At 68.8% G+C, this 26,473-nt stretch carries 19 protein-coding genes; 6 read left to right on the plus strand and 13 right to left on the minus strand.

The genetic code is table 11. The features are described 5' to 3' along the window. Positions 1–307 precede the first annotated feature (307 nt). Positions 308–712 carry a nuclear transport factor 2 family protein gene (locus AB0J87_RS37700; protein WP_363973453.1) on the minus strand — a complete coding sequence of 135 codons (405 nt, stop codon included), beginning with the start codon at positions 710–712 and terminating at the stop codon, positions 308–310. A 753-nt stretch (positions 713–1,465) separates the two neighbouring features. Here AB0J87_RS37700 and AB0J87_RS37705 point away from each other — a divergent pair. Beyond that, on the plus strand, positions 1,466–1,675 hold the full coding sequence (locus AB0J87_RS37705; RefSeq protein WP_363973456.1) for a hypothetical protein: 210 nt from the start codon (positions 1,466–1,468) through the stop codon (positions 1,673–1,675). 407 nt (positions 1,676–2,082) lie between these two features. Here the strand turns inward: AB0J87_RS37705 and AB0J87_RS37710 are convergent, their stop codons facing one another. Then, positions 2,083–3,075: a LacI family DNA-binding transcriptional regulator gene (locus AB0J87_RS37710; protein WP_363973459.1), complete on the minus strand. Its 993-nt coding sequence runs from the start codon at positions 3,073–3,075 to the stop codon at positions 2,083–2,085. A gap of 202 nt (positions 3,076–3,277) precedes the next feature. On the opposite strand from AB0J87_RS37710, the gene AB0J87_RS37715 reads away from it, so the two are divergent. Continuing rightward, on the plus strand, positions 3,278–7,309 hold the full coding sequence (locus tag AB0J87_RS37715; RefSeq protein WP_363973462.1) for a glycosyl hydrolase 115 family protein: 4,032 nt from the start codon (positions 3,278–3,280) through the stop codon (positions 7,307–7,309). An 89-nt stretch (positions 7,310–7,398) separates the two neighbouring features. Continuing rightward, entirely contained in the window at positions 7,399–7,995 is a 597-nt protein-coding gene (locus tag AB0J87_RS37720; protein WP_363973465.1) for an HAD family phosphatase, read from the plus strand. A gap of 13 nt (positions 7,996–8,008) precedes the next feature. On the opposite strand, the gene AB0J87_RS37725 is transcribed toward AB0J87_RS37720, so the two are convergent. The 3 genes from AB0J87_RS37725 to AB0J87_RS37735 all read right to left on the minus strand — a co-directional run bounded on the left by AB0J87_RS37725 (position 8,009) and on the right by AB0J87_RS37735 (position 11,930). Further along, positions 8,009–9,739 carry a tachylectin-related carbohydrate-binding protein gene (locus AB0J87_RS37725; RefSeq protein ID WP_363973468.1) on the minus strand — a complete coding sequence of 577 codons (1,731 nt, stop codon included), beginning with the start codon at positions 9,737–9,739 and terminating at the stop codon, positions 8,009–8,011. A gap of 179 nt (positions 9,740–9,918) precedes the next feature. Then, complete coding sequence (locus AB0J87_RS37730) at positions 9,919–10,365, minus strand: hypothetical protein (protein WP_363973471.1); 447 nt, start codon at positions 10,363–10,365, stop codon at positions 9,919–9,921. Between the two features lie 80 nt (positions 10,366–10,445). After that, on the minus strand, positions 10,446–11,930 hold the full coding sequence (locus AB0J87_RS37735; RefSeq protein WP_363973473.1) for an alpha/beta fold hydrolase: 1,485 nt from the start codon (positions 11,928–11,930) through the stop codon (positions 10,446–10,448). Positions 11,931–12,260: 330 nt separating this feature from the next. Here AB0J87_RS37735 and AB0J87_RS37740 point away from each other — a divergent pair, with 330 nt between their 5' ends. Then, a complete protein-coding gene (locus tag AB0J87_RS37740) occupies positions 12,261–12,995 on the plus strand; it encodes a tyrosine-type recombinase/integrase (protein WP_363973476.1) in 735 nt (244 codons plus the stop codon). A 67-nt stretch (positions 12,996–13,062) separates the two neighbouring features. On the opposite strand, the gene AB0J87_RS37745 is transcribed toward AB0J87_RS37740, so the two are convergent. Together AB0J87_RS37745 and AB0J87_RS37750 are read right to left on the minus strand one after the other, a co-directional pair. Then, positions 13,063–15,495, minus strand: coding sequence for a pentapeptide repeat-containing protein (locus tag AB0J87_RS37745; RefSeq protein WP_363973479.1), 2,433 nt, complete (start codon positions 15,493–15,495; stop codon positions 13,063–13,065). Between the two features lie 128 nt (positions 15,496–15,623). Continuing rightward, a complete protein-coding gene (locus tag AB0J87_RS37750) occupies positions 15,624–16,163 on the minus strand; it encodes a DUF4127 family protein (protein ID WP_363973482.1) in 540 nt (179 codons plus the stop codon). Between AB0J87_RS37750 and AB0J87_RS37755 the strand changes: the two genes are divergently transcribed. After that, positions 16,117–16,803, plus strand: coding sequence for a discoidin domain-containing protein (locus AB0J87_RS37755; RefSeq protein ID WP_363974056.1), 687 nt, complete (start codon positions 16,117–16,119; stop codon positions 16,801–16,803). The two genes, AB0J87_RS37750 and AB0J87_RS37755, sit on opposite strands and share 47 nt — an antisense overlap. Positions 16,804–17,027: 224 nt before the next feature. Here AB0J87_RS37755 and AB0J87_RS37760 read toward each other — a convergent pair whose 3' ends face one another. From AB0J87_RS37760 to AB0J87_RS37770, 3 genes are all read right to left on the minus strand, one after another. After that, positions 17,028–18,287, minus strand: coding sequence for an SMI1/KNR4 family protein (locus AB0J87_RS37760; protein WP_363973485.1), 1,260 nt, complete (start codon positions 18,285–18,287; stop codon positions 17,028–17,030). Between the two features lie 278 nt (positions 18,288–18,565). Further along, positions 18,566–19,339 carry a TIGR03084 family metal-binding protein gene (locus tag AB0J87_RS37765; RefSeq protein WP_363973488.1) on the minus strand — a complete coding sequence of 258 codons (774 nt, stop codon included), beginning with the start codon at positions 19,337–19,339 and terminating at the stop codon, positions 18,566–18,568. Between the two features lie 498 nt (positions 19,340–19,837). Beyond that, entirely contained in the window at positions 19,838–20,602 is a 765-nt protein-coding gene (locus AB0J87_RS37770; protein ID WP_363973491.1) for a class I SAM-dependent methyltransferase, read from the minus strand. Between the two features lie 583 nt (positions 20,603–21,185). On the opposite strand from AB0J87_RS37770, the gene AB0J87_RS37775 reads away from it, so the two are divergent. Further along, a complete protein-coding gene (locus AB0J87_RS37775; RefSeq protein ID WP_363973494.1) occupies positions 21,186–21,788 on the plus strand; it encodes a dihydrofolate reductase family protein in 603 nt (200 codons plus the stop codon). A gap of 237 nt (positions 21,789–22,025) precedes the next feature. Here the strand turns inward: AB0J87_RS37775 and AB0J87_RS37780 are convergent, their stop codons facing one another. From AB0J87_RS37780 to AB0J87_RS37790, 3 genes are all read right to left on the minus strand, one after another. Further along, positions 22,026–22,196: a hypothetical protein gene (locus AB0J87_RS37780; RefSeq protein WP_363973497.1), complete on the minus strand. Its 171-nt coding sequence runs from the start codon at positions 22,194–22,196 to the stop codon at positions 22,026–22,028. Positions 22,197–22,635: 439 nt separating this feature from the next. After that, the gene (locus AB0J87_RS37785; RefSeq protein WP_363973500.1) at positions 22,636–25,854 is read right to left on the minus strand and encodes an AAA family ATPase; all 3,219 of its coding nucleotides are present in this window, start codon (positions 25,852–25,854) and stop codon (positions 22,636–22,638) included. A gap of 350 nt (positions 25,855–26,204) precedes the next feature. Beyond that, a complete protein-coding gene (locus AB0J87_RS37790; protein WP_363973503.1) occupies positions 26,205–26,396 on the minus strand; it encodes a hypothetical protein in 192 nt (63 codons plus the stop codon). Positions 26,397–26,473 lie beyond the last annotated feature (77 nt).

Consider the following 26,473-nt stretch of genomic DNA (forward strand, 5'->3'; position numbering starts at 1 on the left):
CTCGCGCGCGGCGCCTCACCCCCCCCCCCGGGCCCGCCCCCCGCTCCTGGGCGCCGCGGCCGGCCCCCGGCCCTCACTCGCGCCCCCCGCGCGCCCCCCCCCGCGCCGGGGATCGCCGTCCTCGGCAGCGTCTTCCTCCACGGCCTGGGGCGGCGGCCCGAACGCGAACGCCGCGGCGGCGCTCGCGTTCGGGCTCGCCCTCGTGCTGCTCGCGGCGACGGCCGTCACCGCGGTGTTCAGGCGGACCCCTCCGGAGCCCTCGCCGGAACAGGGGCGCGCGGCTGAGCTGTCGCGGCTTTGACCCTGGTCAGGCGGTGCCATGGGGGTTGTCGATGACGTAGCGCCATTGCCCGTCCGGGCCTCGGCGGACGACGTCGGTGGCGGTGCCGCTCATGTCGATCTCGGTGCCGTCGCGCGCGGTGCCGCGCATCGACCAGTCGACGATGAGCAGGGCGATGTCGCCGGACACGTACACGTGCTTCGGGCGGGCCTCGATCGGGAGCCCGAAGCTCTGCAGGTGCCGGTTGGCGGCGAGCCGGGCGGGGCCGGTGACGGGTTGGCCGGGGACCGGGACGAGGACGGCGTCGTCCTCGTAGACGTGGTCGAGAGCCTGGGGATCGCCAGAGTTCATCGCGGTGACGAAGCGGGCGGCGGGGCTGTCGGCGTCGCCGGAGAGCACCACGCAAGGCTGGGATGTGTCATGACTATTCATGACAAAATGATCATATCACAGCCTGCCTTTCCCTGGTCGCTGGAAAAGGCAACGGGCCCACGAAGGCCTTGTACAGGCGTTCGCGGGGCAGGTCTGGACGTCGCGAGGTAGGCGCGGACAGGACGGTAGCCAGCGCGGCTTCGGGAGCGGGCCGCGTCGGCGGGCATCACCGCGGCGATGCGGGTGCGGTGCTTGGTCAGGTAGGTGATCTCAGCCAGGTAGCGGGCGCGTCGGCGAGCTGCTCGCGCGCCTCACGGATGCCCAGTTCGCTCCGCCGGCGGCTGCCCGATTGCCGTCTCGGGTGCGGCCGCGTCCGGGGCGGCCAGGTCCCTGTCGCTGGGCGCCATACGTGTACACAATGCACACCCTGTACGGCGGGGGTTCGCTCACGGGTCCACGTCGTCGTAGGCGAGGGCGACCCGCATGTCCCGCAGCCACGCGTCGGAGGTGCTCGAGCCGATGATCGCCCTCCTACGACCCATACCCGAGCAGGACCGGCAAGCCCTCGCCGACCAACCGGTTCGCGCAGGAGGAAAAACCGGCATCTGACAGCCTGGGAAACGCACCGCAACCCTGGGTCTCCTGGTCTGACACCGTGTGAACAAAGTCCAGACGCCCGCGTCCTTATGATCGTCCAGCGGGCGGAATTGGGTCGGCTGCCACTCGGCTACCGCTGGTCCGCATGACGCATACCGAGATCGAGATCACCGGGGAGCTGCTGCGTGACAGCACCCTGACCTTGCCGATTACCCGGTGAGGCTCGGCGCGCGTGGCTGGGACAACCAGCTGTGGCGGCTCGGCGACGACCTCGCCGTCAGGTTGCCCTGGGCGACACAGGACGCGGACGATCAGCTGCGCAAGGAGCACACCTGGGTGCCGGGCGAGCCCGCCGACCGCGCCCCCGTCACACGCGGCGCGGAGACGGGCGACGCCCTGGCCGCCTTCCTGACCGCTCTTCACTAACCCGCCCCGGAAGGGGTGGACACCGTCGGCGGGGGCGCGGAGGGCCGATGGTCGGCTCCTCCGAGTGGGTCGCCCAGCAGCTCGCCGAGGCCACTGAGATGGGGCTCATCCCAGACCCGGACGCCGTCCGCGCGGTCTGGAAGACGCCGCCGCCGCTCCCGACTGGGCAGGCTCGGCGCCATGGCTCCACGGCGACCTGCATCCGGCCAACGTCCTCACCGTGGACGGCACCGCCAACCGCTTCTACAGCACTTACCAACCGACCCCGGACGCCGCGACCCTGCGCCGCGCCCGCGGATGGGCCGTGAACCGCGCCCGCGTCGGCCTCCACGTCAGCGACGTCGGTGTCCATGGCCGGCCAGGCGGCAAGGCCACATGGGGTTCGCCTGACAACACGCCTCCGACGCTCAGGTGCGGTGTTTCGCTGGGCCGGATGACTCGCGAAGCACCAGTTCGGTAGGCAGACGGATCGCCTCGCCCTCGCGTTGTGATCGTGCGGCGAACTGCTCGATCAAAGGCTCCACCGCGAGCCGACCGGCGTGCGAGCCGGGCCCGGCCAGGGTGGTCAACGAGGGATGGACGAAGTCGGCGGCGAAGATGTCGTCGAACCCGATCACGCTGATGTCGGCCGGGACTCGAACACCGCGCTGGGCGAGGCGTCGGATGATGCCGATCGCCAGGAGGTCGTTGTGGGCCACGACCGCCGTCGCGCCGGTGCGCAGTGCTCCGTCGGCGGCGGCCCCGCCGCCGGCGACGTTGGGGGCGTACGGACCGATCCGGTGCGCCGTCAGACCGTGCGTTTCGGCCCCGGCGCTCAGTGCCGCCCAGCGCGCCGCGCCTATCCAGGAGCTGGGTGGCCCGGCGCAGTAGGTGAGGGTCTGGTGCCCGAGCGAGGCCAGGTGTTCCAGGATCTGCCGGCAGCCGGCGCCGGTGTCGAACGTCACGCTGGTCAACCCGGGCAGCTCCCGGTTGAACAGGACGATCCGGTGCAGTTTGGCGAGGTCGCGCAGGACCTCGTCGTCGAGTCGGCTGGAGGCCAGCACGAACCCGTCCACGCCGGCGGACAGGTCGCGGATCTGGTTCTCCTCGATGCGCCGGGACTCCTCGGCGTTGACGATCACCAGAGTGACGTCGGACGCCTTCGCGCGCTGCTCCGCGCCCCGGATCAGCTCGAAGAAGTGGGGATTGGTGATGTCGGAGAGCACCATGGCGATGGTGCGGTGGCGTAGACCCGGAAGAGCGCGGTTCTGCGGTCTGTGCTGGTAGCCGAGCTGCGCGGCGGCGGCGACTATCCGCTGTCGCGTCGCTTCGTTGACCCGGCCGGGCTTGTTGAACGCCCGGGAGACCGTCGACGCGACCACGCCCGCAGCTTGCGCGACGTCGAAGATGGTGGGCTCCACGAACGCATCTAGCCACGAAAGTGGAAATTTTGGCAACACCTTGCAGAACTTGTCGCAAGGTACCTACGTTGCGATCATGCCGGCCACTCGATGACGTCTCGGACGAGAGGAGCGCGGAGTGTCGCAGCCCGGGCAAAGAGGTCGAGGTGTGCAGCACGACGAGCGCGGTATCTCGGGTCGGGCCAGGCGGTGGTACGCGGCTGTGACGGCCAGCGCTCTGCTGGCCGCGTCGCTGACGTCGGTCGGGGTGACACCGGCGCAGGCGGCATCGACCGACTTCACCATCTTCAACGGCCGTACGACCGCTCCGATCCTGATCGACCCGTCCTATGGCGGCGATCACGCCGATCGGGACTACAAGCAGGTGCGCCGCGCGGTTCAGGACCTGCGCCAGGACGTCGCCATGGTGACCGGGGCGATCGATCCCGGTGAGGTGCAGAGCCTGTTCGCCGACGATGAGCCGGCCAAGGAGGCGCGGCTGGCGAAGGCCGACCGGAGCAAGCTCCCGGCTCTGCTGACCGGGGCCGCGGGTCAGAAGACCGCGATCATCGTCGGCCAGATCGGTCAGAGCCGGCTGATCGACGGGATCGTCGGAGCCGGCAAGTTCGAGGAGGCCGCCGGGATCAAGGGCAGGTGGGAGGCGTACGCGACCAAGACCATCAAGAACCCGGTCCCCGGGGTCGACAACGCACTGGTGATCGCGGGCAGCGATGCCCGCGGGACGATCTACGGGATCTACTCGATCTCCGAGGAGATCGGCGTCTCGCCGTGGTACTGGTACAGCGACGTACCGGTCAAAAAGCGCGATGACATCAAGGTCTCAGGCAAGGCCCGGGCCGACGACGGGCCGGACGTCAAGTACCGCGGAATCTTCGTCAACGACGAAGAACGCACCGTCGCGTGGGCGAAGAAGAAGTTCCCCACCGCCAACGGCACGCCTGACGTCAACTACTACCGGCATGTCTATGAGCTGATGCTGCGGCTCGGGCTGAACACCCTGTGGCCGGCGATGCACCTGGCTTCGAGGGCGTTCAACGCGGTCACCGACACCGGGACGTACGACCAGGGGACCCCGGTCAACGCCCGCGAGGCGGCAGCGTTCGGCGTGGTCGCATCCTCCTCCCACGCGGAGCTGATGCTGCGCAACAACGAGGGCGAGTGGCGGCAGTGGTACGCCCGCAACAAGGACGCGCTCGACATCAAGGGCCCGGACGCCGTGGCGGCCTTCGACTATTCGATCAACAAGCCCGCGATCCTGGAGTACTGGCGCCAGCGGGTGGTCGCCAACGCCGCCTTCGAGAACATCCTCGCCCTGGGTATCCGCGGTGTGCACGACAGCGATCCGGTGTTCACGCCCGGCAACCCGTACGGGTTCAAGGACAAGATCGAGATGCTGGCCGACGTCATCCGCGAGCAGCGCAAGCTGATCGCCGCGGTCTACGGCAGCGTCGACGCCGTGCCGCAGGTGTTCATCCCCTACAAGGAGATGAACGATCTCTACAACGCCGGGCTGAAGGACCACATCCCCGGCGACGTGACCCTGATGTGGGCCGAGGACAACCAGGGCTATCTGCGCCAGGTGCCCACCCGTACCGAAGCCGCCCGTTCCGGAGGGAACGGCGTCTACTACCACATCTCCTACTGGGGCGAGCCGAAGAGCTACCTGTGGCTGAACTCGACGCCGATGTCCTTGATGGTGCAGCAGCTGCGTCGGGCGTGGAGTTCCGGTGCGGGGCGCTACTGGATCCTCAACGTCGGGGACATCAAGCCCGGCGAGATCAAGCTCGACCTGTTCGCCAAGCTCGCGTGGGACGTCAAGGGCTATGACGACACGAACATCGCGAGCAGGTTCCTCACCGAGCACGTGCAGCGGGACTTCCGGCTGAGGGGCGCCAACGCGGCCGTGGTCGCCGACGCGCTGGAAAGGTTCGATGCGCTCGAGAACACCAAGCGCGCCGAGTTCTGGGGGGAGATCAACTCGTCCAACGCGAACTCGGGAAGGATCCACAACGGTCAGGTCTTCCCGTTCAGCGCCACCTCGGACGGGGACGAGCTCCAGCGCTACATCAACGAGTCCGGCAAGCTGGTGGCGATTCTCGAGGATGCTTCCGCGAAGCTCGACCCGCGCTATCGCTCCGCGTTCTATCAACAGGTGCTCCACCGGATCCGGTCCTATCGCAACATGGCAGAGCAGATCGGCTACTACTGGAAGAACCAGCTCGCTGCCGCCCAAGGCCGCTACGCCAGCGCGGGAAGCTACGAACTGCTCTCGAAGCAGGCCCGTGAGCGCATCTTCACCGACGAGGACTACTGGAACACGATCAGCGGCGGCAAGTGGGACCACGCCATCGGCCACAGCCATCCCGAAGGCTTCCCGAACGAGGGCGCCGTCATGCTCACCAACGACCGGTATGCCCGGGTGGCCACACCGACCGATGCGGTGGGCGCCGCCGCCGAGGGGAGCAGGGAGCCTGGCCGCGGCACGCTCAGGTTCAACTCGGCCGCGCCCGACGACAAGCGGTTCTTCGACGTGTTCTCCCGGGACGACGTAACCGACCCGCAGGAGTGGGTCGCCGAGGCCGACGCTCCGTGGATCGCCCTTTCCCGGCGCTCGGGCACGACCGCGACAGAGCAACGCGTCACGGTGACGGTCGCCAGGAACCACCCGGCCACGACGGGGACGATCAAAGTCTTCAACGCCGTCGACGGCGCCAAGACCGGCGACCCGGTCGCGACGTTCACGGTCGACGCGGAGCGGGCAGCCGTGGATCTGCGCCGGGTCGCCGAGCCGGCGCACCTGGAGGCCAACGGATACGTGGCCATCGAGGCCGAGCACTTCTCCGAGAACGTGCGCGGCGCCGACGGGAGCCGGTGGGCCCCCCTTGAGGGCGTGGGGCAGCGCGGGGCGTCCATGGGCAGCTTCCCGGAGATCGCGGCCCGGGTCGACTCCGGCTTCGAGACGACCGCCCGCCTGAGATACCGGGTCTACTTCACCTCCACCGGGAGGTTCACCGGGACCTTCTACCGGATTCCGACGCTGAACGAAGGCACAGAGGACGGCGGCACGCCGCGAACCGCGCGCACGGCGATCGGACTCGACGACCAGGCCCCCAGCCTGCTGCGCGGCAACTCCGTCGCCGGTACGAGCACCAGCACCTGGGGATTCAACGTCATGCATGGAATCGAACCCCTGAACTTCACCGTCGAGGTGACCACGCCGGGGTGGCACGACCTCGTGGTCTACCGCTCGGACGCGGCGATCCTCTTCGACCGGATCATCATCGAGACCCGCGCCGGCTCGGTCGGTGACGGCCTCGTCGGCCCGCCCGAGAGCCCGAACAACATCGCCGCACCCCAGAGGGCCATCGTGGCGCCTCGTCCTGACACGATGCCGGAGCTGCGCCGGCTGCCCGCGATCCGGACGTCGGCAGGCGAGACGAGCACGGTCGAGGGCGTGCGGGATGTGGTGTCCGCGGCCTCCGACAACGAGACCGCCGTGTCGGTCGCGGTGCAGAACGGTCAGGTGCGGGTCACCGGACACCGGGTCGGGACGGCCGAGGTCTCCGTCACCGCCGGTCGTGGTGAGGCGTGGGTGGTGCCTGTCACGGTGGGCAGGGCTGCGGGGGCGCCGGTCGGCGCCTATCTGGAGCGGGACGGTTCGGTCGTCTTCGACGCGGCCGACGCGTTGGAGAAGAGTGCTTTCGCCAACGCGGTCGACAGCAACAACGGGACGCACGGCTGGGCACTGGCCCGCAACGGTCTCCAGGCCGTCCCGCCGGCCGACGCCGGCGCGAAGGCGCAGTGGCTGGCGACCACGGCGGCCCAGGCCGAGGCGTTGTTCGGGGCGGGCCCGACGCAGAAGGTCAACGGGAGCTCCGCGGCGGGAGCACCACCGCGGCTCGACTTCACCGTCGACATCCGGACCGGTGGCACGTACTACCTGTTCGTCAACACGAGCAACCCGAACGCCGACGCCGACTCCTACCACGTGCTTATCGATGGGCGGTGGAGATACCAGTCGAACAAGTCCGGGCCGGAGACCGGGTTCGAGACCTGGTACGGCAGCACGAGCGTCGCCGCGGCCGCGTTGGCGCTCGGGCCGGGTGAGCACACGATCTCGCTGGCGCCTCGCGAGGCCGGGCTGGTGCTCAACCAGATCGTCTTGACCACGGACGACACGCCCGGCCTCACCGGCTTCCAGACCCCCAGCGACCGGAGAGCGAGCGCTTCATGACGCTCTGACACCGAGCGGCGCCTCATCTCATCACGTTGGCCCCTCTAAGCTGGAGCAGCCATTGTGTCCCCCGACTCGCAGGTGTGCCCATGCTCAACCCGGATCCACCGTACGCCGCTCTGATCTTCGACTGTGACGGCACCCTCCTCGACACGGCCGCCGCCAACGAGAGCGCTTGGAGAACGGCGCTGGGGAAGTGGGGCATCGAGCTCGACTCCGGGTGGTATCGCGCCCGCACCGGACTGCCCGCTGATGCCCTGATGACCGAGCTGACGGCGGAGACCGGACGGGAGTTCGACCACGCCGCCGTGCGCGCTGCCGCGCTCGACGCCTACAGCCGGCTCGTCGGCGTGGTGGAGCCGCACGAGCCGGTGGCGGCTGTGGCCCGGGCGCAACACGGGCGGGTGCCGTTGGCGGTGGCGTCGGGCGGCTCGCGGCGCGGAGTGGAGGAGGGGCTGCGGGCCACGGGCCTGCGTCCGCTGTTCGACGCGGTCGTCACCCGCGACGATGTCCGGTACGGCAAGCCCGCTCCGGATGTGTACGTGCTCGCCGCCGAGCGGCTGGAGGTCGACCCGGCGCACTGCGTGGCCTATGAGGACACCGATGAGGGAGCGGCTGCGGCGCTGGCTGCGGGCATGCGGGTCATCGACGTACGGCCGGCCCTCGGCCGAGCTGCGACTTCGTAACAGACCGCAGCGGTCAGGCGCGCTTGGCCTTGCGCCATGAGTGGTCGTAGAGCGTGGCGCTGTCGAGGGTCGAGGGGCCGCCTTCGTCGCCCAGCGTAGGACCGTCGACCGTCTTGCGGCTGGAGATGAACCGGTGTTTGCCGGTGGAGTCGATTCCCAGATAAATGCCGACATGGTCGAGGGCTGTGCCGTCGTCCGTGCTGGCGTCCCAGAACAGCAGGTCGCCCGTCTGCAGCTCCGCGTAGGACGTGGGTTTGGCCGTTCCGCCGTCGACCACAGTGACCCCCGGGGCGTTCTCATCGGCCATTTGTACGGCTCGGCGGGGGAGTGCGGACTTGCTCAGCGTGTCGCCGATGCCCAGGGGGTATCCGCCGCGGTAGCCAAGGACCATTCTGACGAAACCGGAACAGTCCAGCGATTCCAACTGGCGGGCTTCCGGGGGGTCGATCCTGTCGTCGTAGGTCCAGGTGAGGCCGAGGTAGTCGTTGAAGTCCGAGCCCTCTTCCCGGGTGCCGTCCGGGAGTAAGGGGCCGTAGTGGGCGTCGCCCGCGTAGCGCAGGCCGTCACGGACCTTGGCGGGGGCATCCGCGAGGTACTGCGTGGCGATGTCCAGCAGATCCTCGTCGGTCCTGGCGATGTTGGCCGCCGGCCATGAGGCCGCCCATGGCGCAGAGGGTGACCACGGGCCGGGCAGCAGGCGGACCCAGGCCCGGGTCGAGACGGTCGCTTCGGTCGTTGCCTCGGCGAACTTACGCTGCTGGCCGTAGGTGACGGCGGTTCGGGCGCCTTCGGTCAGGACAGCGCCGACCCGGCCTTGGCTGTAGTAGAGGCTCTGGCCGGATCCGCCGGGGGAGTAACCGGTGAAGGACTGTCCCGGCGAGCAGGCGGTGGCGTCAGCGAACAGGGTGGTGAAGGAGGTGAATCCTTCTTTCAAGGGGCGGCGGTCCTGCCAGACCGGTGCCCCGGCGAGGGGGTCGGCATGATGCTGCCACCACATCCGGCCGGACGCGTCGAGCGCGTAGACGACTCCCGCTCCGGCGCCGGACGGACTGCGGTAATCCTTCCAGCCCTCGCCGGTCACCAGTCCCGTGCCCGGGCCGAAGGTGGTGCCGCCTGCGACCGGATCGGTGTGGTCGTACCAGCGGACGTGTCCCTTGGTGTTCACGCCGTACAGGATGCCGTCGCGCCCGGTCATCAGGGTGGTGATCGCTGTCCAGCCCGAACGGATGACCTTGCCGCTCCCCGCTGCCCACTGGGCCTCGCCGGTTGTCGGCGAAAGATGGCGGTACCAGTGCAGGTCGCCTGCTTTGTCGAGTGCGTAGATGACCCCGGAACCGGCCGACACGATGTCGACGAAGTCGCCCCAGCCGTGGCCGATGACTGTGCGCTCGCCGGGAGCCCAGCCGCGCTCACCGGTCGCCGGATCCAGGTGACGGTACCATTTCAGGTCCCCGTCGCCGTCGACCGCATAGATCACGCCGTTGCCGCCGGAGAACACCCTGGCCAGCGTGTTCCAGCCGTAGCCGATCTCCTTGCCGCTGTCAGCGACCCAGGAATCCTCGCCGGAGGCGCCGGCGCGGTGGCCGTACCAGCGCAGTTTTCCCCCGTCATCGATGCCGTACACCGGCACGACCGCCGAGCAGGTCATCGCTGAGGCGGCTACGGCAGGTCGCGGGTTGAGCGTGGACAGCAGGGAAGCTCCGACGATTGCCGCGGCCAGAACGGCCAGATGTGTACGCAGCATGTCCGCAACCTTTCGATCTCACGCCTCGACGCCGCCGGGCTGATCGTAGGAAATGATCTCACGGATGTCCCCGCGGCCAGGCTGCCGCCGACCGCTCCCGCGGGCCTCATGCGCGAGGCGCCGTCTTGTGCCGGCGTGCTTCCTGCGGGCGCGTACAGGAAGCACGCCGGATCGGTGGTTCAGTGGCAAGCCACCCTGAGGAGCCAGAGACGGCCGTTGTACGTGGGCTTGCCGCCGTTGTCCTCGGCGTCATCGTGTTGGGCCTTGATGGTCACGCAGAGGTTCTTGCCGTAGACCTTCACCGGACCCGCGTAGTACTTGAAGCTCCCGCCATCGGAGTCCCTCTTGCCCTTCACGTTCTTCACGTAGTCGTCGGCCATGAGGTCGTTCTCCATGTAGATGTCCATCGGGGTGCGCACGCCGTACCGAGGGAGGCCGGGACGCTTGGCGAGGACGGCGCAGTTCCAGCCGGTTCTCGCGTTGTAGTAGAGCTTGATGTCACTCCGGTAGTAGGTCTTTTTGGTTATCGCGTCTTTCAGCGGCAGGGGCCAGCTGCGCACCAGCGAGCCGGTGCAGCCGTACGCACTCGCGTTCGCCGGCGCTGACGCGAGCGCCTGCAGAGTCATGACGGAGGCCGTCGCAAGCACGACCGACAGAGATTCGCGAAACATTCAAAACTCCTGATTCGACGTCAAAGTTGGCCAGTTCAGTGCAGGGGCCTGGCGGTCACCGAGAGCGGCCGCTCCTCTTGGGGGCGGCGCACGGAGGTGGGCGGTTGCGAGGGGTACTCGGGAGCGCAGTGCGTGCCGTTCGGCGGCAGCTTCAGGCTCGTCAGGTACGTCTCGATGTGATTGCGGGCGCAGGTGCTGTTGCGGTACTGGCCGTGGCCCACGCCGTCGTACTCGAGGATCCTCACGTTGGGGATCTGCGCGGCCGCGGCGTAGTTCCAGGCCGCCGGGGTGCCGACGTCGCGGCGGGCCTTGGGCAGCAGGACCGGCGGGGCTCCCGAAATGTCCAGCCGGTGCTGAGGGTTGGTGACCTTGCCCTGCCAGCCCAGACAGTAGACGACGTCCGACCAGAACGGTGAGAGCTTGGTGTGCGGGTAGAGCGCCTCGAGCGCCTTGCGGTACTGGTCGAGCTCCCTGAAGCTGCTGATCTGCCACTTCCAGTCGGAGCACCAGATGGCCGGGTAGGCGTAGCTGACGGTCTCCGCCTTCGGCGTGGCGAAGGCGCGGAGGGTGGCGGGCTTGCCGGCATCGAGGGCCTCCAGGGTCGTCGCGACCTCGAACCAGTTGCCCGCCGGGTCGTACATGCCGTCGAACAGGAACATGCGCAACTGCTCGGCCGTGATCGGCTCACCGGTGGAGGGGTCCTTCAGCGTCCCCTCGGCCGCCTTGCGGTGCAGCCCGTCCCAGATCGCCGTGACGTTCTCGCCGTTGAGCGGGCAGGCCTGCGTCTCGCCGCACCACGTGACGAACGCCTTGAACGAGCCCTCGAAGTCCTCGGTGGTCGTCTGCAGGTAGCGGAAGGCGGAGGTGATGCTGTGGTCCATGTTCGAGTCGATCGCCATGGCCCGCAGGTTGCGCGGGAACAGCTCCGCGTACTGCTGGCCGACCTGGGTGCCGTACGAGATGGCGAAGAAGCTGATCTGCCGCTCGCCCAGCGCGGCGCGGATGGCGTCCACGTCACGGGCGGCGCTCGTGGTGTCCACGTGGTCGAACACCGGGCCGGTGCGCTCGCGGCAGTTCTGCGACAGCTTCGCGTTGTAGGCCAGCCAGGCCTCGTACTCGCTCTCGTCGGCCGGGTAGGTGACCGGCATCTGCTCCACCAGGTCCCGGTCGCACTGGATCGGGTTGCTCCGGGCGACGCCCCGCGGGTCCACGCTGACCAGGTCGAAGTACTGGCGCAGCGCGCTCTCGGCGGGGATGGCGTTGCGGAGGATGAACGGGTTGATCCCGGAGGCGTCGGGCCCGCCGGGGTGCACGATCAGCACGCCGATCCGCTTGGCCGGATTGAGCGCCTTGAGCCGGCCGATCGCCAGGTCAAGGGTCGGGCCCGAGGGGTTCGCGTAGTCGACCGGCACCTTGATCGTGGCGCACTCGCCGCCATGGTCGCCGCACGCCGCCCAGCTGACCGGGGTGGGGGCGGCCGGCTGGGGGTCCGGTTTGGCCGAGGCGGCCGTGGTGGTCACGGTAGCGAGCATCACACCCGCCAAGAGAGCGCTGACTAACCCTTTTCGCATGGAATTCCTGTCCCAGATCGCTGTTGTCCTGCCGCGGCTTCATTGCTTCCGGTAATGGCTCTGGTCAGAATGGACAACCCACAGGGTACATCATTTTGGAGCGCGTGCTCTGTTATTAGAGTGGCCGGGAGAGGTCAATATAGGATCACCAGATGCTCCAGGTAGGGCGGCGGTCGTGAGGCATTGCTGCAGTTCGGACGCCGTGATCACCGGCGGTGACGTGAACCTGCGCGACCGCCCGCTGACGTCCGCCACGGACCATCCCACGGTGAACATGCCATGACCTCGAACGACGCCGCCGGCGAACACCACCCCGCCCACCGCCGCCCCGGCCCCGCCGAACCGCTGCAGCCCTCGGCGATCCTCCGGCCCGGCGACGCCTCGCACGGCCCCACCGGCCACGCCACGGCGGAACCCGGCCTGCCCGCGCCCGCCATGCGCGTACACGACCAGGACGTCGCGCCGCCGCCGGGAGCGCTGGTGCGCAGCGTCGGCGAGATCGCCGGGCTGCCGCCGCGCCGCCACCGCGGCGATCGCGGCGAGGTGGCCGGGCACGACGCCGACCGCGTCGACGCTCTCGACCCGGTCGCGTGGCACGCGGCGGCGACCTGGCTGCAGAGCCTCAAGACCGCCGAGACCCGCCGCACCTACCTGGCCGCCCTGTCCGGGTTCCTGGCCTGGCTGAACACGCTGGACGCCCAGCAACGCCCGGCCGGGCTGCTGGCCGTCACCGAGGACCATCTGCAGGCCTACAAGGACGACGCGCTGAACGGACGGCTGCGCCACGGCGTGCGCGAGCCCGGCATCCCTGCCGAGCGCGCCGCGCAACTGTATCCGCACATGCTGCGCTCCACCTACATCACCCACGCCTTCGCCCTGGGCATCGCACCCGACAAGGTGCAGGCCGCCGCCCGGCACGCCGGCATCGCCACCACGCTGCGTTACAATCATCCCGACCAAGACCTCGGCGGGCACGTCGCCTACCAGCTCGAAGCCGACTTCGACGACGCGTGAGGGCCGCCACCGTCCCGCCGCGGCACCAGCGAGACCACCGCGGCGATCCCGCCGTGACCAGGCGGTGCTACGGCATGCCGGTGATCGCGCCGTCCAGGCCGGAGCGCTTGAGATCCAGCGTGCTCAGGTCGCATCCCCGCAGGTCGACGCCGTCCAGGTCACACTCACGGAACGAAGTGTGGTCGAGGATCGCACCGGTGAAGACCGCATCGGTCAAGGTCGCCGGCTGGATCATCGCACTGCCCAGCCGAGTGAAGGCGATGGTCGCGTTGACCATCTCGCTGAAGCCGAACCCCGCCCTGGTGAGGTCGGCGCCGGCCAGATTGGCGCCGGTCAGGTCGGCACCGGAGAAGATGGCGCCGCGTGCGGAGGCTCGCGACAGATCCGCGCCGGCGAGGTTGGCACCGGCGAAGACCATCTTGTCGAGGTCCAATCCGCGCAGATCGGCGCCGGAAAGGTCGAGTTCCTCCTCCGGGTTGTCGGCGCGCCACTGATTGAAGGCGAACGGCCCCTGCCTCAGGATCCCGACAACCGTCGCCACGCCGGACTCCCCGTCGGGACGCCCCAGCCGCTCAGGACCGTCGGTGGTGTAGGCGTCGAGCGCGGCGACGTCCTCCCTCGCGCCGGCGAGTTCCGCGGCGAGCTCCTCATCGTACGGATACATGTCCGCCATCGCCTCCGTCATCGCGAGGCGGGTGCTCAGCAGTTTCAGCGCGTTGTCCCGATCGCCGTTGCCCTTGGCCAGGTCGGCGAGGCGCCGGAAGGCCAGGCCGGCCTCCATGGCCGTTTCCGGGCTCGTATTCGCCTGGAAGAGCCGGGTACGGATCGCAGAGCACTCGGCCCAGATCTCGTATTCCTTGTCCTTGTGCTCCGGCAGGTCCAGCGCGCGATAGACCTCGCCGAGGTGCTGCAACGAGTTGGCGAGCCGCTGGTCTGCTTCCATGAAGGTCGGGTGCTCGGCCGCGAGCTCGTGGTAGATGTCCACGGCGACCGTGAGCACGGCCTCGGCCTCCCCCAACCGGCCGTCGGCGAACCGGGCCTGGCCGCAGGTGTCGTGCGCGGCGCCGAGGCAGAACCTGGCCTCGTCGCGCTGCGGGTGGGTGACGGCCCACTCCTTGACGGCGGACAGCGACCGTTCGGCCACCTCTCGCGCGGCGCGCGGGAAGTTGTGCCGGATCAACATGGCGACCAGATTGTCACGGATGGGACGGTGGTGGCCGTTGGCCGCCGACACGTACGGCGCGATCTCTCCCAGGAGTGCCATCCCCGCGTACTCGAAGTCTGGCTCCAGGCTCTCGATGACGGCGAGGACGAAGTGTGTCAGGTCACCCATCCCGTCCACCGCCACCAGGTGCCGGCAGACCCCGACGTAGTCGTCGAACGTGCCGTCGCCGTGTGTCCGGCTGTAGTGCATGTTCATGGCGCGTTCGTGACGGTCGGCGATCGCCGGGCCCTGGTGCTGCGCCAGCATCTCCGCGATCCAGCGGTCGGCGAAGTAGACGGTGTCCCCGTCCCACCCCTCCCACACGTTGAGCAGCCCGAGCTCGGCGAGCCGGGCCGCGGTGGCCTGCACGCTGTTGAGCGCCGCCCGCTTGGGCTTCGGGCGCTCCCTCCGGTCCGGCTTGCTGGTGTCGCAGGCGACGGCCAGGTCGTACGCGGTGACGGGGAAGGTGGAGATCGCGGCCTGGAGCAGGGTCTCTCGCTGTTGCCCTGTCAGCTCGGCCATGATGAGGTCGAGCGGTGCGGCCCCCTGAGTCACGGCCGCGAGCCGCGCCCCCGCACTCTCGGGGTTCGCGGACAGCCAGGCGTCGACCAGTTGCAGGGACCGTGGATGCGCCGCGGTCGCGCGGACCACTCGCTCGCGGGTGGCCGGATCCACTGTGGACAGGAAGGGCAGTCCGGCTGCCAGCTCGGTTCCCGCGGTGAGGTCCAAGGGGTCGAGCCGCAGGACACCGAGCCGGTTGCCCGCGGTCGACGGCGGTAGCGGCGTCCGGCTGGTCACCAGCACCCGGCCCCGGTCGGCGGCCTGGCACAGTCGGTCGAAGACCTCGCCGAAGCCGGGATCCAGGTAGCCCGTGCCGCCGAGGTTCTGGCCCAGGTCGTCGAAGAGCAGGATGAGGGGGAAGCTCTTCAGGAGTTGGCAGGTCGTGTCCAACATGGCGTCGTCCGACGGAGCCAGGCCGAGGGTCCCTATGATGCGCGCTTGTTCCTGGGAGAGCTCCTCGCCCCAACCTAAGAAGGCCTCTGTGACACCTCGGAACAGCGTTTGCGGAGCCCATCTGCCCACCACGGCGGCCGCTCCCCAGCCATCGGCCTGAAGCCGCCCGAGCACCTGGCGAGCCAGGGCGCTCTTGCCCGCCCCCGCGCCCCCGTTGATCACGAGCCCGGCCGGACCTGCGGCCAGCATGGTCAGCGCGGCCCGCAGGTCCGACTGTCTGACCAGGCCAGGCGATCCGAGCCGCCGCACCTCCGGGCTCATGTTCGTTTCCCCGTTCACCATCGTCCTCCAACAGGCACGACGAATTTGACTGATCAAGCCCCCGAATTCGGGTGAGCTTACTTGATCGTCAGCGATCTCTGAGGGGATCTCTGAAATGAGCCGGTTGAGGAGGGCACGGCTTCACGCTCTCAGCGATCGTGCGGGCCGCCCCGCCGTACCAGCGTGAAGTCGATCTCGAAGGATCGGTTCCAGGGGAACGTGACGTCTTCGATCGTCCAGTCCGGGTCGAACCCGTGCAGGATCGGCTGGAGCCGCTCGCGGGCCGCGGCGGCGTCGGGGCCGGCGGCGCGGACGACGGCCTGGTAGCCGTAGTCCTCGGTGAGGCGGTGCAGCAGGAGGCGGCGGGCGGCCGTGCGGTCGAGGGTGTGCTCCCTGTCCCCGACGACGGTCGCCACGGCCGCGGCGACCACCGAGCCGATCGTGTTGCCCGCGGTGTTCCAGCCGCCGTAGGCCACCAGGCCGTCCACCAGGCCTTCCGCCTGCAGCGCCGCGATCAGGTCCGGGTCGCCGCCGTTGGTGTGACGGACGTCCGCCAGCGCGACCGGGACGACGGACTCGCGGACCGCGCGAACCGTCGCCGCGACCGCGCCCTCCGGGCTGACCGCCACCACCACCGATCCGCTGACCGTCACGCTCTCGTGGAGCGCCGCGACCGATGCCGTGGGCATCGCCGGATACCGGATCACCAGGAACGGCACGCCGGTCAAGACGTTGTACGGCACGGCCACCACCTTCACCGACGCGGGGCTCGACCCGTCCACGGCCTACACCTACACGCTGCGGGCCTTCGACGCGGCCGGCAACCAGTCGGCCGCGAGCGGCTCGGCCTCCGCCACGACCCCGGCCGCGCCGAGCAACCCGGTCAACCTGGCAGCGGGCCGGCCGTACACGGTGTCGCTCGCCGCCTCCCCGTCCTATCCCGACGGCGGCGGCGAGCTGACCGACGGCGCGTACGGCACGGCGTCGTACGGCGACGCCGCCTGGCAGGGCCGCAACACCGGCGCCACCTACTCGATCACCGTGGACCTCGGCGCGCAGAAGACGATCAAGGAGCTGCGCAGCGACTGGCTGCAGACCAAGAGTGTCTACATCTTCTTGCCGAAGAAGGTGACCTACGAGGTGTCGGCCAACGGATCGTCGTACACGGCGGCCGGTTCCGTGGCCGCCCCCGCGGCCGGGGACGCCGACCAGGCCCGCACGTACCGTCTCCTCGGGCTGAACACCACCGCCCGCTACGTCCGGATCACCGTCGAGCCGGCCGGCAGCGCCTGGTCCTTCACCGACGAGGTGGAGGTGCGCACCACCTAGCCGGACCAGCCGCGTGGACGGCCGAGGATTCCCCGGCTACGACCGCGCACGGCCATCATGGCCCGTTGCTCCTTGACGGCGGACGTCATCGCCGCCGTCAAGGAGCAACGGCTCAAGGATCGTGGACACCTACACCGCCGTCGCCCACCACGGGCCGACCCGCCGCAACAACGACGCCCTCACCTGCTCAGCGGCCCTGGGAGAGCCCCTCACCCAGGCACCGATCAGGCTGTTGGCGTAGGCGGCTCGTCATGAACGGTGACCCAGTCTGTTGAGAGCGGCCACTCGCGTTCGGGGCGGCGGGGGTGGATGCCGACGACGGCCAGCGGCAGCAGGGCATCGAGTTCCGACAGCTCCCGCCATTGGTCCTGGGTCACCTCCAGGTACCGCAGTCCCTTCAGCTCGGTCACCGTGGCGATGTCGGCGACGGATGCCGCCGCGATGTCCAGCGCCCACAGGTTCGGCACCGTACGGAGCGGAGCCAGTTCGACGGGCCGCGCGCAGGTGATCGACAGCGAACGCAGCTCCCGGTTTCGGGCCGGCGCCGTCAGGTCGGGCGACTCCACATCGAGCTCCAGATACTCCACCGGACGGCCACCAAGTGGGGTCAGGTCGGGCGAACCCTTGCTCGACAGCGCCAGCGAACACACGTCGGGCACCGCGGCGAGGAACGCGCAATCCTCCACGTCGACCACCCGGACCTCCTGCACATGTGGACCGGCCTGCATGGCCTGCGCGAGGGAGGGCCGCCTGTCGCTGTACGTGGAGTGTTCGCCGGGCAGATCCGGCAGGTCCGCGTCGATCCACAGGCTCCTGTCGTGATGGCGGTAGTCACCGCGTTCCAGCGCTTCCACCAGACGGCGCAGGAACGTGGTCACCGAGTCGGTGACGTACGTCGGCTCGTTCGTGTAGTCGACTCCGACCTTGATGACCTGTCCTGGACGACCGTTCGGCCCGGGATCCAGGTCCACGGCGAGCCAGTTGCCGCCGGTGTCGAACGCGAACCGGATCCAGCCCGGACGCAGCGGCGACCTGCGGACGGTATTCGGGGGTTCGGTATCGAACACTGTCCGGCGCCAGGGTTCGTACTGCCATTCCTGCGCGATGTCGAGCCACTCGTCATCCTGTTCGCCGATCTCGGAAAGGGGGAGCCACTCGTGCCGGTCGAACAGCGGGTTGACGAGGTCACCATCGCCGTCGGCGATGCCGTACAGCGCGCGGAGGTCTGGAGGCAGGACAACGCCGAGCTTCTCCTCCACCGCGGCCAGGTCCTCCTCGCTCGCGGGCTTGGGGAGTTCCTCCTCGTATCCGAGGATCTGCGCCATCAGCCGCCGGTAGTGGTGGAAGAGCCGTACGGCCTCGTCCGGATCACCAGCGGGAACCGCATACTCAGGCCCTTCCTGCTCGTCACCCCGATCGGGCGGAACGAAGTCCTCATCGATCACATAAAGGGACGGCGGCTTCTGCCGGGAGGATGTCGCCATGCCACCGCAACCTAGCACCGCCCTGGCACAGGTACGTCCCTGTCCATGGGGAGCCACAGAGGCAATTCAGGATGAGGCCGATGCCGGTGCGCTCGTGGCAGTCACGGAGCTCTTCGAGCGCGGCGGTCTGGAGGCGTCGTCAGGGGCGTCGGTGATGCGCCCGCGATCGCCTTGCGAAAGCCGGCGTGGCAGGTCGTCTCGGCGTCGTGCGAGATGCGCGTCACGCAGTGCCGACCGGTCTGCGACGGGGGCGGCCCCGGCTGGGGCCGCGCCCGGCGTCAGAGGAAAACGCGAGCGATGTCAAGCCACGTCTGCGCATCATCGCCGACCGCCGTGAGGTCGGTCTGGGCTCGGGACCTGCGGTGGGTGACTCGAAGGCAGAAGTCGAGGGCACTGCCCTGAACCCGTTGCGCGGCATCTTCTGGGCCCCATGCCCAGCTTTGGCCGTCGGGACCGGTCAGCTCGACACGGAACGGCTCTGCCGGAACAGGCAATTGGGCAGCATAGAACGACAGCTCTCGCCCCACCACTCCCAACGAGGCCACGTGCCGGAGCCGACCCGTCGGACGGTGTGAGACACCCAGCGCATCGAAAACGTCCTGCCCGTGAGCCCACGTTTCCATCAGTCGAAGCGGCACCATAAGGGCTGTGGTCAACTGCGAGCCGTACCACGGAAACCCATGGTCCAGGGGAACGTCACGTAGCGCCGCCGCCACCTCGGTTCGACCGGCGCGCCATTGCTCCAGCAGCGCCGATCGCGGTTTGGCCGCTCCCGCGGCGGCGTCGAGATCAGCGTATTGGCTGCCCGCGGCCTCCGCCTGCTTCAGCACAGCGTCGAACGCCTCCGGGGTCCGAATAGCGATGAGAACGTTCGCATCAGCTGAAGCAAGATGAGCGATCTGGTGGGCGATCGTCCACCCCGCTGCCGGAGTAGGCGTCGACCAGTCGGCCTGCGCTGATACCAGGGCGTCGAGCTCATCCCCTTCAGCCACCAAGTCGGGCAGAGCAACGTCGAGCTCAATGCCGGACATATCAAGGCCGTAGTTCAACATCGGTGTCACCTTCACACATTGACGGCAACGGGTTTGTCCCGTTCGGATGGGTAAAGTTGATCTAGCGTGGTCAGGCTATCTGAGGTTGATCTAGGCAAGCCGAACTATCGTGTAGACCAGACCGGCTGATCAACGTCCTGATCCGGGCGAGCGTCCATCGTTGGTCCTCCCAGCCGGGCCCTTGGCCAGGTCCGCCTCCAGCTGCGTGAACTGCTTCTGGCTGGGCCTCGGCAGCGACGCCGGCCCCTGAGACCACGGACCGCCCTCGTTCCATGTCCGCCGCCACCGCTGCATCGACCGGACGCTGACCGCAGGTCCTTGGCGATCAGCACACTCGCCTCACCCCGAGCGAACCGCTCCGCGGCCTGGAGCCGTAACCCTTCGCGAAACTCCTGGCGTTCGGCGGTCAGCCCGCTTCCCTCCGGTGACCGCAGCGAACGACCAGCCGTCAGTGTGACTTAACGCTTCAACTGGCGAGCGAGTTGCTCTGGCCGCTCTCTAGGGCATTCCGGGAGGGACGGGCTCCGCGGTATCGCGCCGCGCCACGAACACGAACTCCCTGCCCGGCCGGTCGGGTGCGTCGCGTACGTCCTCAACGACGAAGCCGTGCTCGTGCAAGTCCCGCTCGACCTCCGTACGTTCGCGGAAGCGAAGTGTCGATTCCGAGGTCAGTACGTCCCCGTCCGCAGCGAACACGTGCGTACCCCGGAAACTCACCAGCGGCAGGCTCACGTCCGTCAGCTCGGCCCAGGTCTCGACGTGCCCGACGCCCGGGATGTCCGTCATGCGGTACGTGGTCTCGCGGGTCCACTCCGCCCACTCCTCCCACACGCGCTGCGCCGGATCGCGCGTCTCGAAGACAAGCCGCCCGCCGGGCCGCAGCGCCTCGTACGCGCCGCGCAGCGTCGTACGCCATGCCTGCGGATCGGCGATCGCCTGGGCGACGTTCCCGGTCATCGTCACCAGGTCGATCTGCATGGGTGGCAGGTCCCCCGCGTCGCCGTCGAGCCAGCGCACCCGCTCCGCGCCCGGCTTGCCCCGCGCGACGTCAACGGACGCCCGCGCGGGATCGATCCCGGTGACCGTGATCCCGCGCTCGGCGAGCAACAGCGCGAACACGCCCGTACCGCACCCGATGTCCAGCACGGACCGCGCGCCGAACTCCTCTGCCATCGCGAGATACGCGTCTAGATCGCTGCGGTCCGGATCGAGTGGGTCGTAGATGGCGGCGAGGCGCGGATGCCCGAAATTTGCGTCAATCATGGCGGCGAACGTATGTGGCCCCGAGCCCGCGCGGCCACTGCTTTTTCGGGTTACGGCGCCAAGCGGGCGCGGCGAAGTGCGCCGCTGATCCCGGCGCCCCTTCACCAGAGGCATAAGAATCCGCAGTCGGTGTCCACTCGATCCAGGACACCACTGGCGGAATTCACTGTTCGCCGGGTGACATATGCATCTGTTCGCCAGCGAGCTCGTAGCACAAGGTGAAGGTCATGAACTAAATCATCGCGGCTGACTCGGTTCTCCTAGACGGCTTCGTCGCCGGTCCTGACGCCCGGTCCGGTCGAGATAACGGTCGACGGCGGCCGTGACCAGGAGGCGGCAGGGGCGACTATCCCCACCTCCCACCGCACCCCGGGGGCGGCGAGGTTGAAGCCGTGCCAGGCGGCAGTGCGTGGGAGGACCTGAAGCGCAACGCGGTCGAGGCGAGTCGAACAGCCGGTCCAGGCCACGAAGTCGCCTGATGTCCGGTAGTCGAGAGCGCTACCAGCGTTACAAGCCGTGAAAACAGTTCAGTGGGCCGGTCGAACCGGTCGTCGACCAGACCAGCGAAAAGAGAACCACGATCATGAAACTGACGACCACCACGCAAGTCTCCGTCGACGGGGTGATGCAGGGAAACGGCCCGTCGAAGGAGGAGCGCATGGCCGGATTCAAGCGCGACGGGTGGGCTATGGGGCACTTTGACGACCAGGCCGGAACGCTCGTCAACCAGATCTACCAGCGTGCCGACGCGTTCCTGTTCGGCCGGTGGACGTATGAGCTTTTTGCCGGCTACTGGGGGACGATGGATCTGGGCAGCGGCCCCATCGCGGATGCCTTGAACACGCGGCCCAAATATGTGGCATCGACCACGCTCACCGAACCGCGATGGGCGGACACGACCGTCCTGTCCGGAGACGTCGCGGCCGCCATCGCAGAGCTGAAGGACAAGCCGGGGGGTGAGCTGCAGGTGCACGGCAGCGGCAGACTGATCCGCTGGCTGCTGGAGAACGACCTTGTCGATGAGATGAATCTGCTCATCGTCCCGGTGGTCGTCGGGCAGGGCACGCGGCTGTTCCCCGACTCCGGCCCGGACATCGCGCTCGACCTGATCGACTCGCGCGCTTTCCCGAAGGGCATAACGCTCCAGGTCTACCGGCCCACCGGACGCCCGCAGTATGCAACGTGACGACCTGGCCCCCCTATGGTTACGGCGAGTCGCCACTCCCCACAAGCTCTTATGGATCGCTTGTGCAACATGCGAAGAGTTAACCATCGATTTCGGCATGTAGCGATTTTGACCGGTAACCCATGCAAGTGGCGTTTCGCTCTCGCGGGTGGGCTGCTGGCCGCGGACTGGGTCTCAGCCCGAAATCGCTCCTGGCGACTCGTTTCTTTTCGACTGAGCCGTGTGGTCGGCCCGCTGTCAGGTGCGGTAGCGGCGGGCGGCGGTGTCAGAGCTGACATCCAGGATGGCGGCGATCTCCTCCCAGGTGGCTCCGGCCGCTCGGTCGGCGGCGACGGCCGCGGCCAGGACGGCGCGGGCCTGGGTGAGCAGGGGCAGAACGGGGGGTGGTGCAGCCGGCGATCGGCCCAAGTCTCCAGCCGGTTTGCTGGGTGGGCGAGGCGAGCTCATCCGCGTGCAGGTCGAGGGCCAGCCTCTCGGAGGCCTGGGCGAGGTGTTCGGACTGGTCGCGGAGGTGGAGCCGACCGACATCAGCCAGTTGATCTCGCCCTCTGCACGCAAGCTCTCACCGCGACCGAGACGCCGCAGCCCAACCCGCCCGAGGCCATGGCACATGACGTGTCAAAGTGTCGTCAAGGCTCCGTGGCAGGATGGGGCGAGGACGCAGAACTCATTGCCCTCGGTGTCGCTGTGCGTCGGTCAGGTCGTGCCGCCTCGTCACCGCCATGGTGGTCACGATGTCTCCGGTGGTCTCCGGTTTTTCTTGGTCAACCACCTACCGGAGACCTCGCTCATTGTCGATCTCGACACGCCCGAACATCAGAGGCTCAGCCCACCGTCCAGCGCGCGATCAAATGTCCGGCGATTCCTGGTCGATTTCGGCCAGGAACCGCTCGGAGCGGCGCGCGAAGAGGTAGGCCCCGCGTTCGTCCGATCGGGCGCGGGCTGCTTCGGCGGCGGCTCGCACGACGTCGACGGGTTCGCCGCGGGCGTGCAGCAGGCGCGCGCGCAGCAACAGCAGGAACCCTTCGGCGAAACGTTGGCCGTAGGTCGTGAGGGCCTGGTCGGCTCGGTCGAGGGCGGTTGCGGCCGCGTCGGGCATGTCGGCGGCCAGCCACATCTCGGCGATCAGTCCGTAGTGGTATGCGATGCCCCATCGCGGCGGGTCGAGGAGGGTCGCGGCCAAAAGTTGTTCGGCCTCTGCCGCCTTGCCGGCCGGGTCGTCGCCGGTGAGTGCACAGGCCCAGTGCCAGTCCAGCCAGATGTAGTGCTCGTGCGCGACGCCGGAGCGGTCGGCGCCGGCCGCGATCCACCGCTCGGCCGCCCACATCACCCATCGCGCGTCACCGGCCATCGAGGCCGCCATGGTGTGGTAATAGGCCCAGACCGACATCGCAAACAGGTCTTCGTCGGCTAGGTACGCCTTGTCGATCGCGGACCGTGCCGTCTCGACATCGCCGTGCAGCGCGGTGATCACGGCCAGCCAACCGATCCGTTCATTCGGCACCCTCCATGGTCCGAGGTCGCCGGCACCATGGTGCCGGCTGGTGTGGCCTTGCGCGCTGAAGAAGCGGTAAGCCTCGCCGATATTGCCGATGTCCCACTGGTACAGGCCCCAGGCATCCCGACCGTACGCCTGGATGGTCGGGTCGGCGGACGCCTGTCCTCGCTCGTACACTCGGTGAGCCCACCTCCCACGGTCCTTCTCGATCGAGGTGTAGGCCCCGACGAGCCGAACGAACAGAAAGTGGACGGCCTCCCTCTCACGGCCGAGCATGCGGGCCAGGTACTCGGCCCGCTCCAGCAGGTCGAACGCCGAACCGCCGTATCCCCCGTGCCTGCTGGCAACAAGGGTGAGCAGTGACAGCACCGACAGCTCCAGGTCCCGCAGGCCGGCCGTGCGCGCGATCTGGGCGGCCGATTCCAGGTGCCGAGCGGCGTCCGCGAACGCGAGCTTGGTCGCCGCACGGCGCCCAGCACGGGCCAGTGCCTGCGCGGTGCGAGCCGGGTCGGCGAGCGGGCCGGCGGCCCAGAGGTGGTAGGCGAGGCGTTCGGCGACAGACTCGTCGTCCGCATGGGTGCGTTCGAGGGCGTCGGCGACCAGCAGATGCAGGTGAATGGTCTGCTGCCGCGTCGTGGTCTCGGTGACCGACTCGCGGACCAGGTCGTGCGCGAACCGTAGCGAGTGCGGGCTTTCCGGCTTGGTTTCCAGCAGACCGAGCGCCTGCAGCGGTTCGAGGCGTTCGAGGCAGTCCGCGACGTCGACGCCGCCTGCGGCGGCGAGCAGGGCGAGATCCACGTCGCGGCCGATGAGCGCGGCGACATGCAGCAGGTCGCGAGCGCTGTCGTCGAGACCGGCCATCCGGTCGCGGATGACGTCTCGTACGGTGGCCGGTACCCCAGCCGGCACTGCTGCCTCGCCGTCGCTCAGCGAGCCGCCATCGCTCAGGAGCCGGGACAGCTCCCGGACGAAGAACGGATTGCCGGCCGTACGGGTATGGATGCCGCGGGCGACATCAGCGCCCGGGTCCTGGCCGATTTCGCGGCGGATGAGCTCGGTCACCTCGGTCAGGCCGAGCGGGCCGAGCCGGATCCTGCGGTGATCCGGCAGCCGACTGGCCGCGGCCAGGACCCGCGACAAGTCAGAGCCGGGTACGGGTACGCGATCACGGAGCGCGCCGATGATCACCGTGCCGGCGGGTAGCCGGGCCGCGAGGTGGCCGAGCAGCTGGAGCGAGGCGGTGTCAGCCCATTGGAGATCATCGAGGATCAGCAGCGTGGGCCGTTGCGCCGAGGCCTGCCCGACTACGGTGACGACCTGTTCGAGCAGGCGGAACTGGGCGCCGCTGTCAGGAACCGTTGGCGCGGCCGCGCTGTCGTTTCGCGGTTCGAGGAGGCCGCCGAGATCACTGGCGAGCCATTTCTCCCGCAACGGCGCCGGCAGGCTGTCGAGGATCGGACGGAGCGCCTGCTCCCACGGCCACATCGGCGGTGTTCCATCACCTTCCAAGCAGGAACCCCAGACCACGAACGGGCCGAGCCGGCTCGCCTCGGCGGCGATTTCCTGCAGCAGACGGGTCTTGCCCACGCCCGGTTCGCCTTCGACGATGGCGAGCGCCGAGTGGCCGGTGAGTGCCATCTCGACGGCTTGCCGCAGGATGGCGAGCTCCTCGGCCCGGCCGACCAGCCCGGCCGCCGCTCGCGCCGACGCGCCGTCACCCCCGACGTCCGCACCCGTCACGACCGGCGACGTCGGAGGCTGCGCCAGTACCTGCAGATATGCGGCCTGCAGCGCCGGGCCGGGCTCGACACCGAGTTCGTCGGCAAAGCAGTCGCTGACCGTGCGGAACGCCGACAGTGCCTCCGCACGGCGTCCCGCGGCCCCGAGGATGGCGATAAGGCTGGCCTGCACCGGTTCATGGAACGGCGCCATCGATGCGGCCAGCCGCAACGCCGGCAGCACAGACACCGGCCGGCGCAGCGACATCGCCAGTTCGGCCGCCGCAGCGCACGCGGCGTGGAACTCGTCGTCGAGGGCCGCGAAGATCGGCAACGCGGTTGGCCCATGCGTGAATCCGTCGCCCGCACGGCCCTGCCACAGCCCGAGCGCTTCGACGTAGCGATCAAGCGCCGTTTCGTGACGATGCTCTGCGAGGGCCTCTTTCGCGGTCTCGACGAGCTCCCGGAAGACGACCAGGTCCAACATGCCGGAAGACGCCGTGAACAGGTAGGTGTTGCCGCGGCGGTGCAGGTATGAGCCGGTTCTACGGGAGGGGATCGCGGGTTCGAGGAGCCGCCGCAACGCGCCGACGTACTTCTGGATGATGTTGAGCGCGCTGCTGGGGACGTCGTCGCCCCAGATCAGATCGATCAACTCGCTCGCGCTGATCGGCCTGCCCACTCGAGCCAGCAGCAAGGCCAGCAGATACCCCTGCTGCCGGGGACCGGTATCCAGCTCGACACCGTCCCGCCACACCCGTAACGGGCCGAGGACCTTCAGGCGCAAACCAACGCCACCGACCGGCCGCCCCTCGTCGTCAGGCTGGACCGGATGAACTGGCAAGGCCACGCCGACCCCCCCGGGAACATGACAGAACGTCGGCTGACCAGCCGTCGAACGCGGAGTTGTAGCGCGCAAAAGCCTACCGGTCCAAACCCTGCCCAGAAACCCGTCAAACGTCGATCCGACCAGGCACGCGCCCCAGCCGGCCACCACTCGGGGTGGGGCGTGGCGAGCAGGGCGGCGAGCCAAGGCCGCACGCGACCGAGAGACCGCAGCGGCCCACCTCGCCGCCGACTTCGATATAGGCCCTAGACCCCCTCCGCGTCCCGAGGTGGCGTCAAAACTCATCTACATTTTTGGCCGGTTGAATCTTCAGGTGGAGTCAAAACTCGCCGAGATGTGGCGCCCACACTCACCTACAGAGTCAGCCACTCCTCGGCCGCCTCCGCCTCAAGGGGAAGGAGACTTTCGGGGCCCGTGCCGAGCGCGGTGGCGACCCGCATCGCATCGAAGAGCGTGCCGTCCGAGACCAGCCGCGGGTAGCAGACGGTCCAGTCGGACTCGAAGACCGACCGGCTCGCGTCGAACTCCAGCAGCGGCTCCTCCAAGTCGAAGATCGGGCAGTCCCAGACGACCGGCTCGGCGCCGTTGAGGATCCAGGCGGTGTCCTGCGCGAAGCCGAGCT

The organism is Nonomuraea sp. NPDC049625 (assembly GCF_040675285.1).
GTDB classification, from domain to species: domain Bacteria; phylum Actinomycetota; class Actinomycetes; order Streptosporangiales; family Streptosporangiaceae; genus Nonomuraea; species Nonomuraea angiospora_A.

Excerpts from the sequence above, each read along its gene's own strand:
- AB0J87_RS37770 (WP_363973491.1), bottom strand. The coding sequence starts at position 20,602 with ATGATTGACGCAAATTTCGGGCATCCGCGCCTCGCCGCCATCTACGAC.
- AB0J87_RS37730 (WP_363973471.1), bottom strand. The coding sequence starts at position 10,365 with ATGACTCTGCAGGCGCTCGCGTCAGCGCCGGCGAACGCGAGTGCGTAC.
- AB0J87_RS37700 (WP_363973453.1), bottom strand. The coding sequence starts at position 712 with ATGAATAGTCATGACACATCCCAGCCTTGCGTGGTGCTCTCCGGCGAC.
- AB0J87_RS37740 (WP_363973476.1), top strand. The coding sequence starts at position 12,261 with ATGACCTCGAACGACGCCGCCGGCGAACACCACCCCGCCCACCGCCGC.
- AB0J87_RS37745 (WP_363973479.1), bottom strand. The coding sequence starts at position 15,495 with ATGGTGAACGGGGAAACGAACATGAGCCCGGAGGTGCGGCGGCTCGGA.
- AB0J87_RS37765 (WP_363973488.1), bottom strand. The coding sequence starts at position 19,339 with ATGTTGAACTACGGCCTTGATATGTCCGGCATTGAGCTCGACGTTGCT.
- AB0J87_RS37750 (WP_363973482.1), bottom strand. The coding sequence starts at position 16,163 with ATGCCCACGGCATCGGTCGCGGCGCTCCACGAGAGCGTGACGGTCAGC.
- AB0J87_RS37725 (WP_363973468.1), bottom strand. The coding sequence starts at position 9,739 with ATGCTGCGTACACATCTGGCCGTTCTGGCCGCGGCAATCGTCGGAGCT.
- AB0J87_RS37760 (WP_363973485.1), bottom strand. The coding sequence starts at position 18,287 with ATGGCGACATCCTCCCGGCAGAAGCCGCCGTCCCTTTATGTGATCGAT.
- AB0J87_RS37775 (WP_363973494.1), top strand. The coding sequence starts at position 21,186 with ATGAAACTGACGACCACCACGCAAGTCTCCGTCGACGGGGTGATGCAG.
- AB0J87_RS37720 (WP_363973465.1), top strand. The coding sequence starts at position 7,399 with ATGCTCAACCCGGATCCACCGTACGCCGCTCTGATCTTCGACTGTGAC.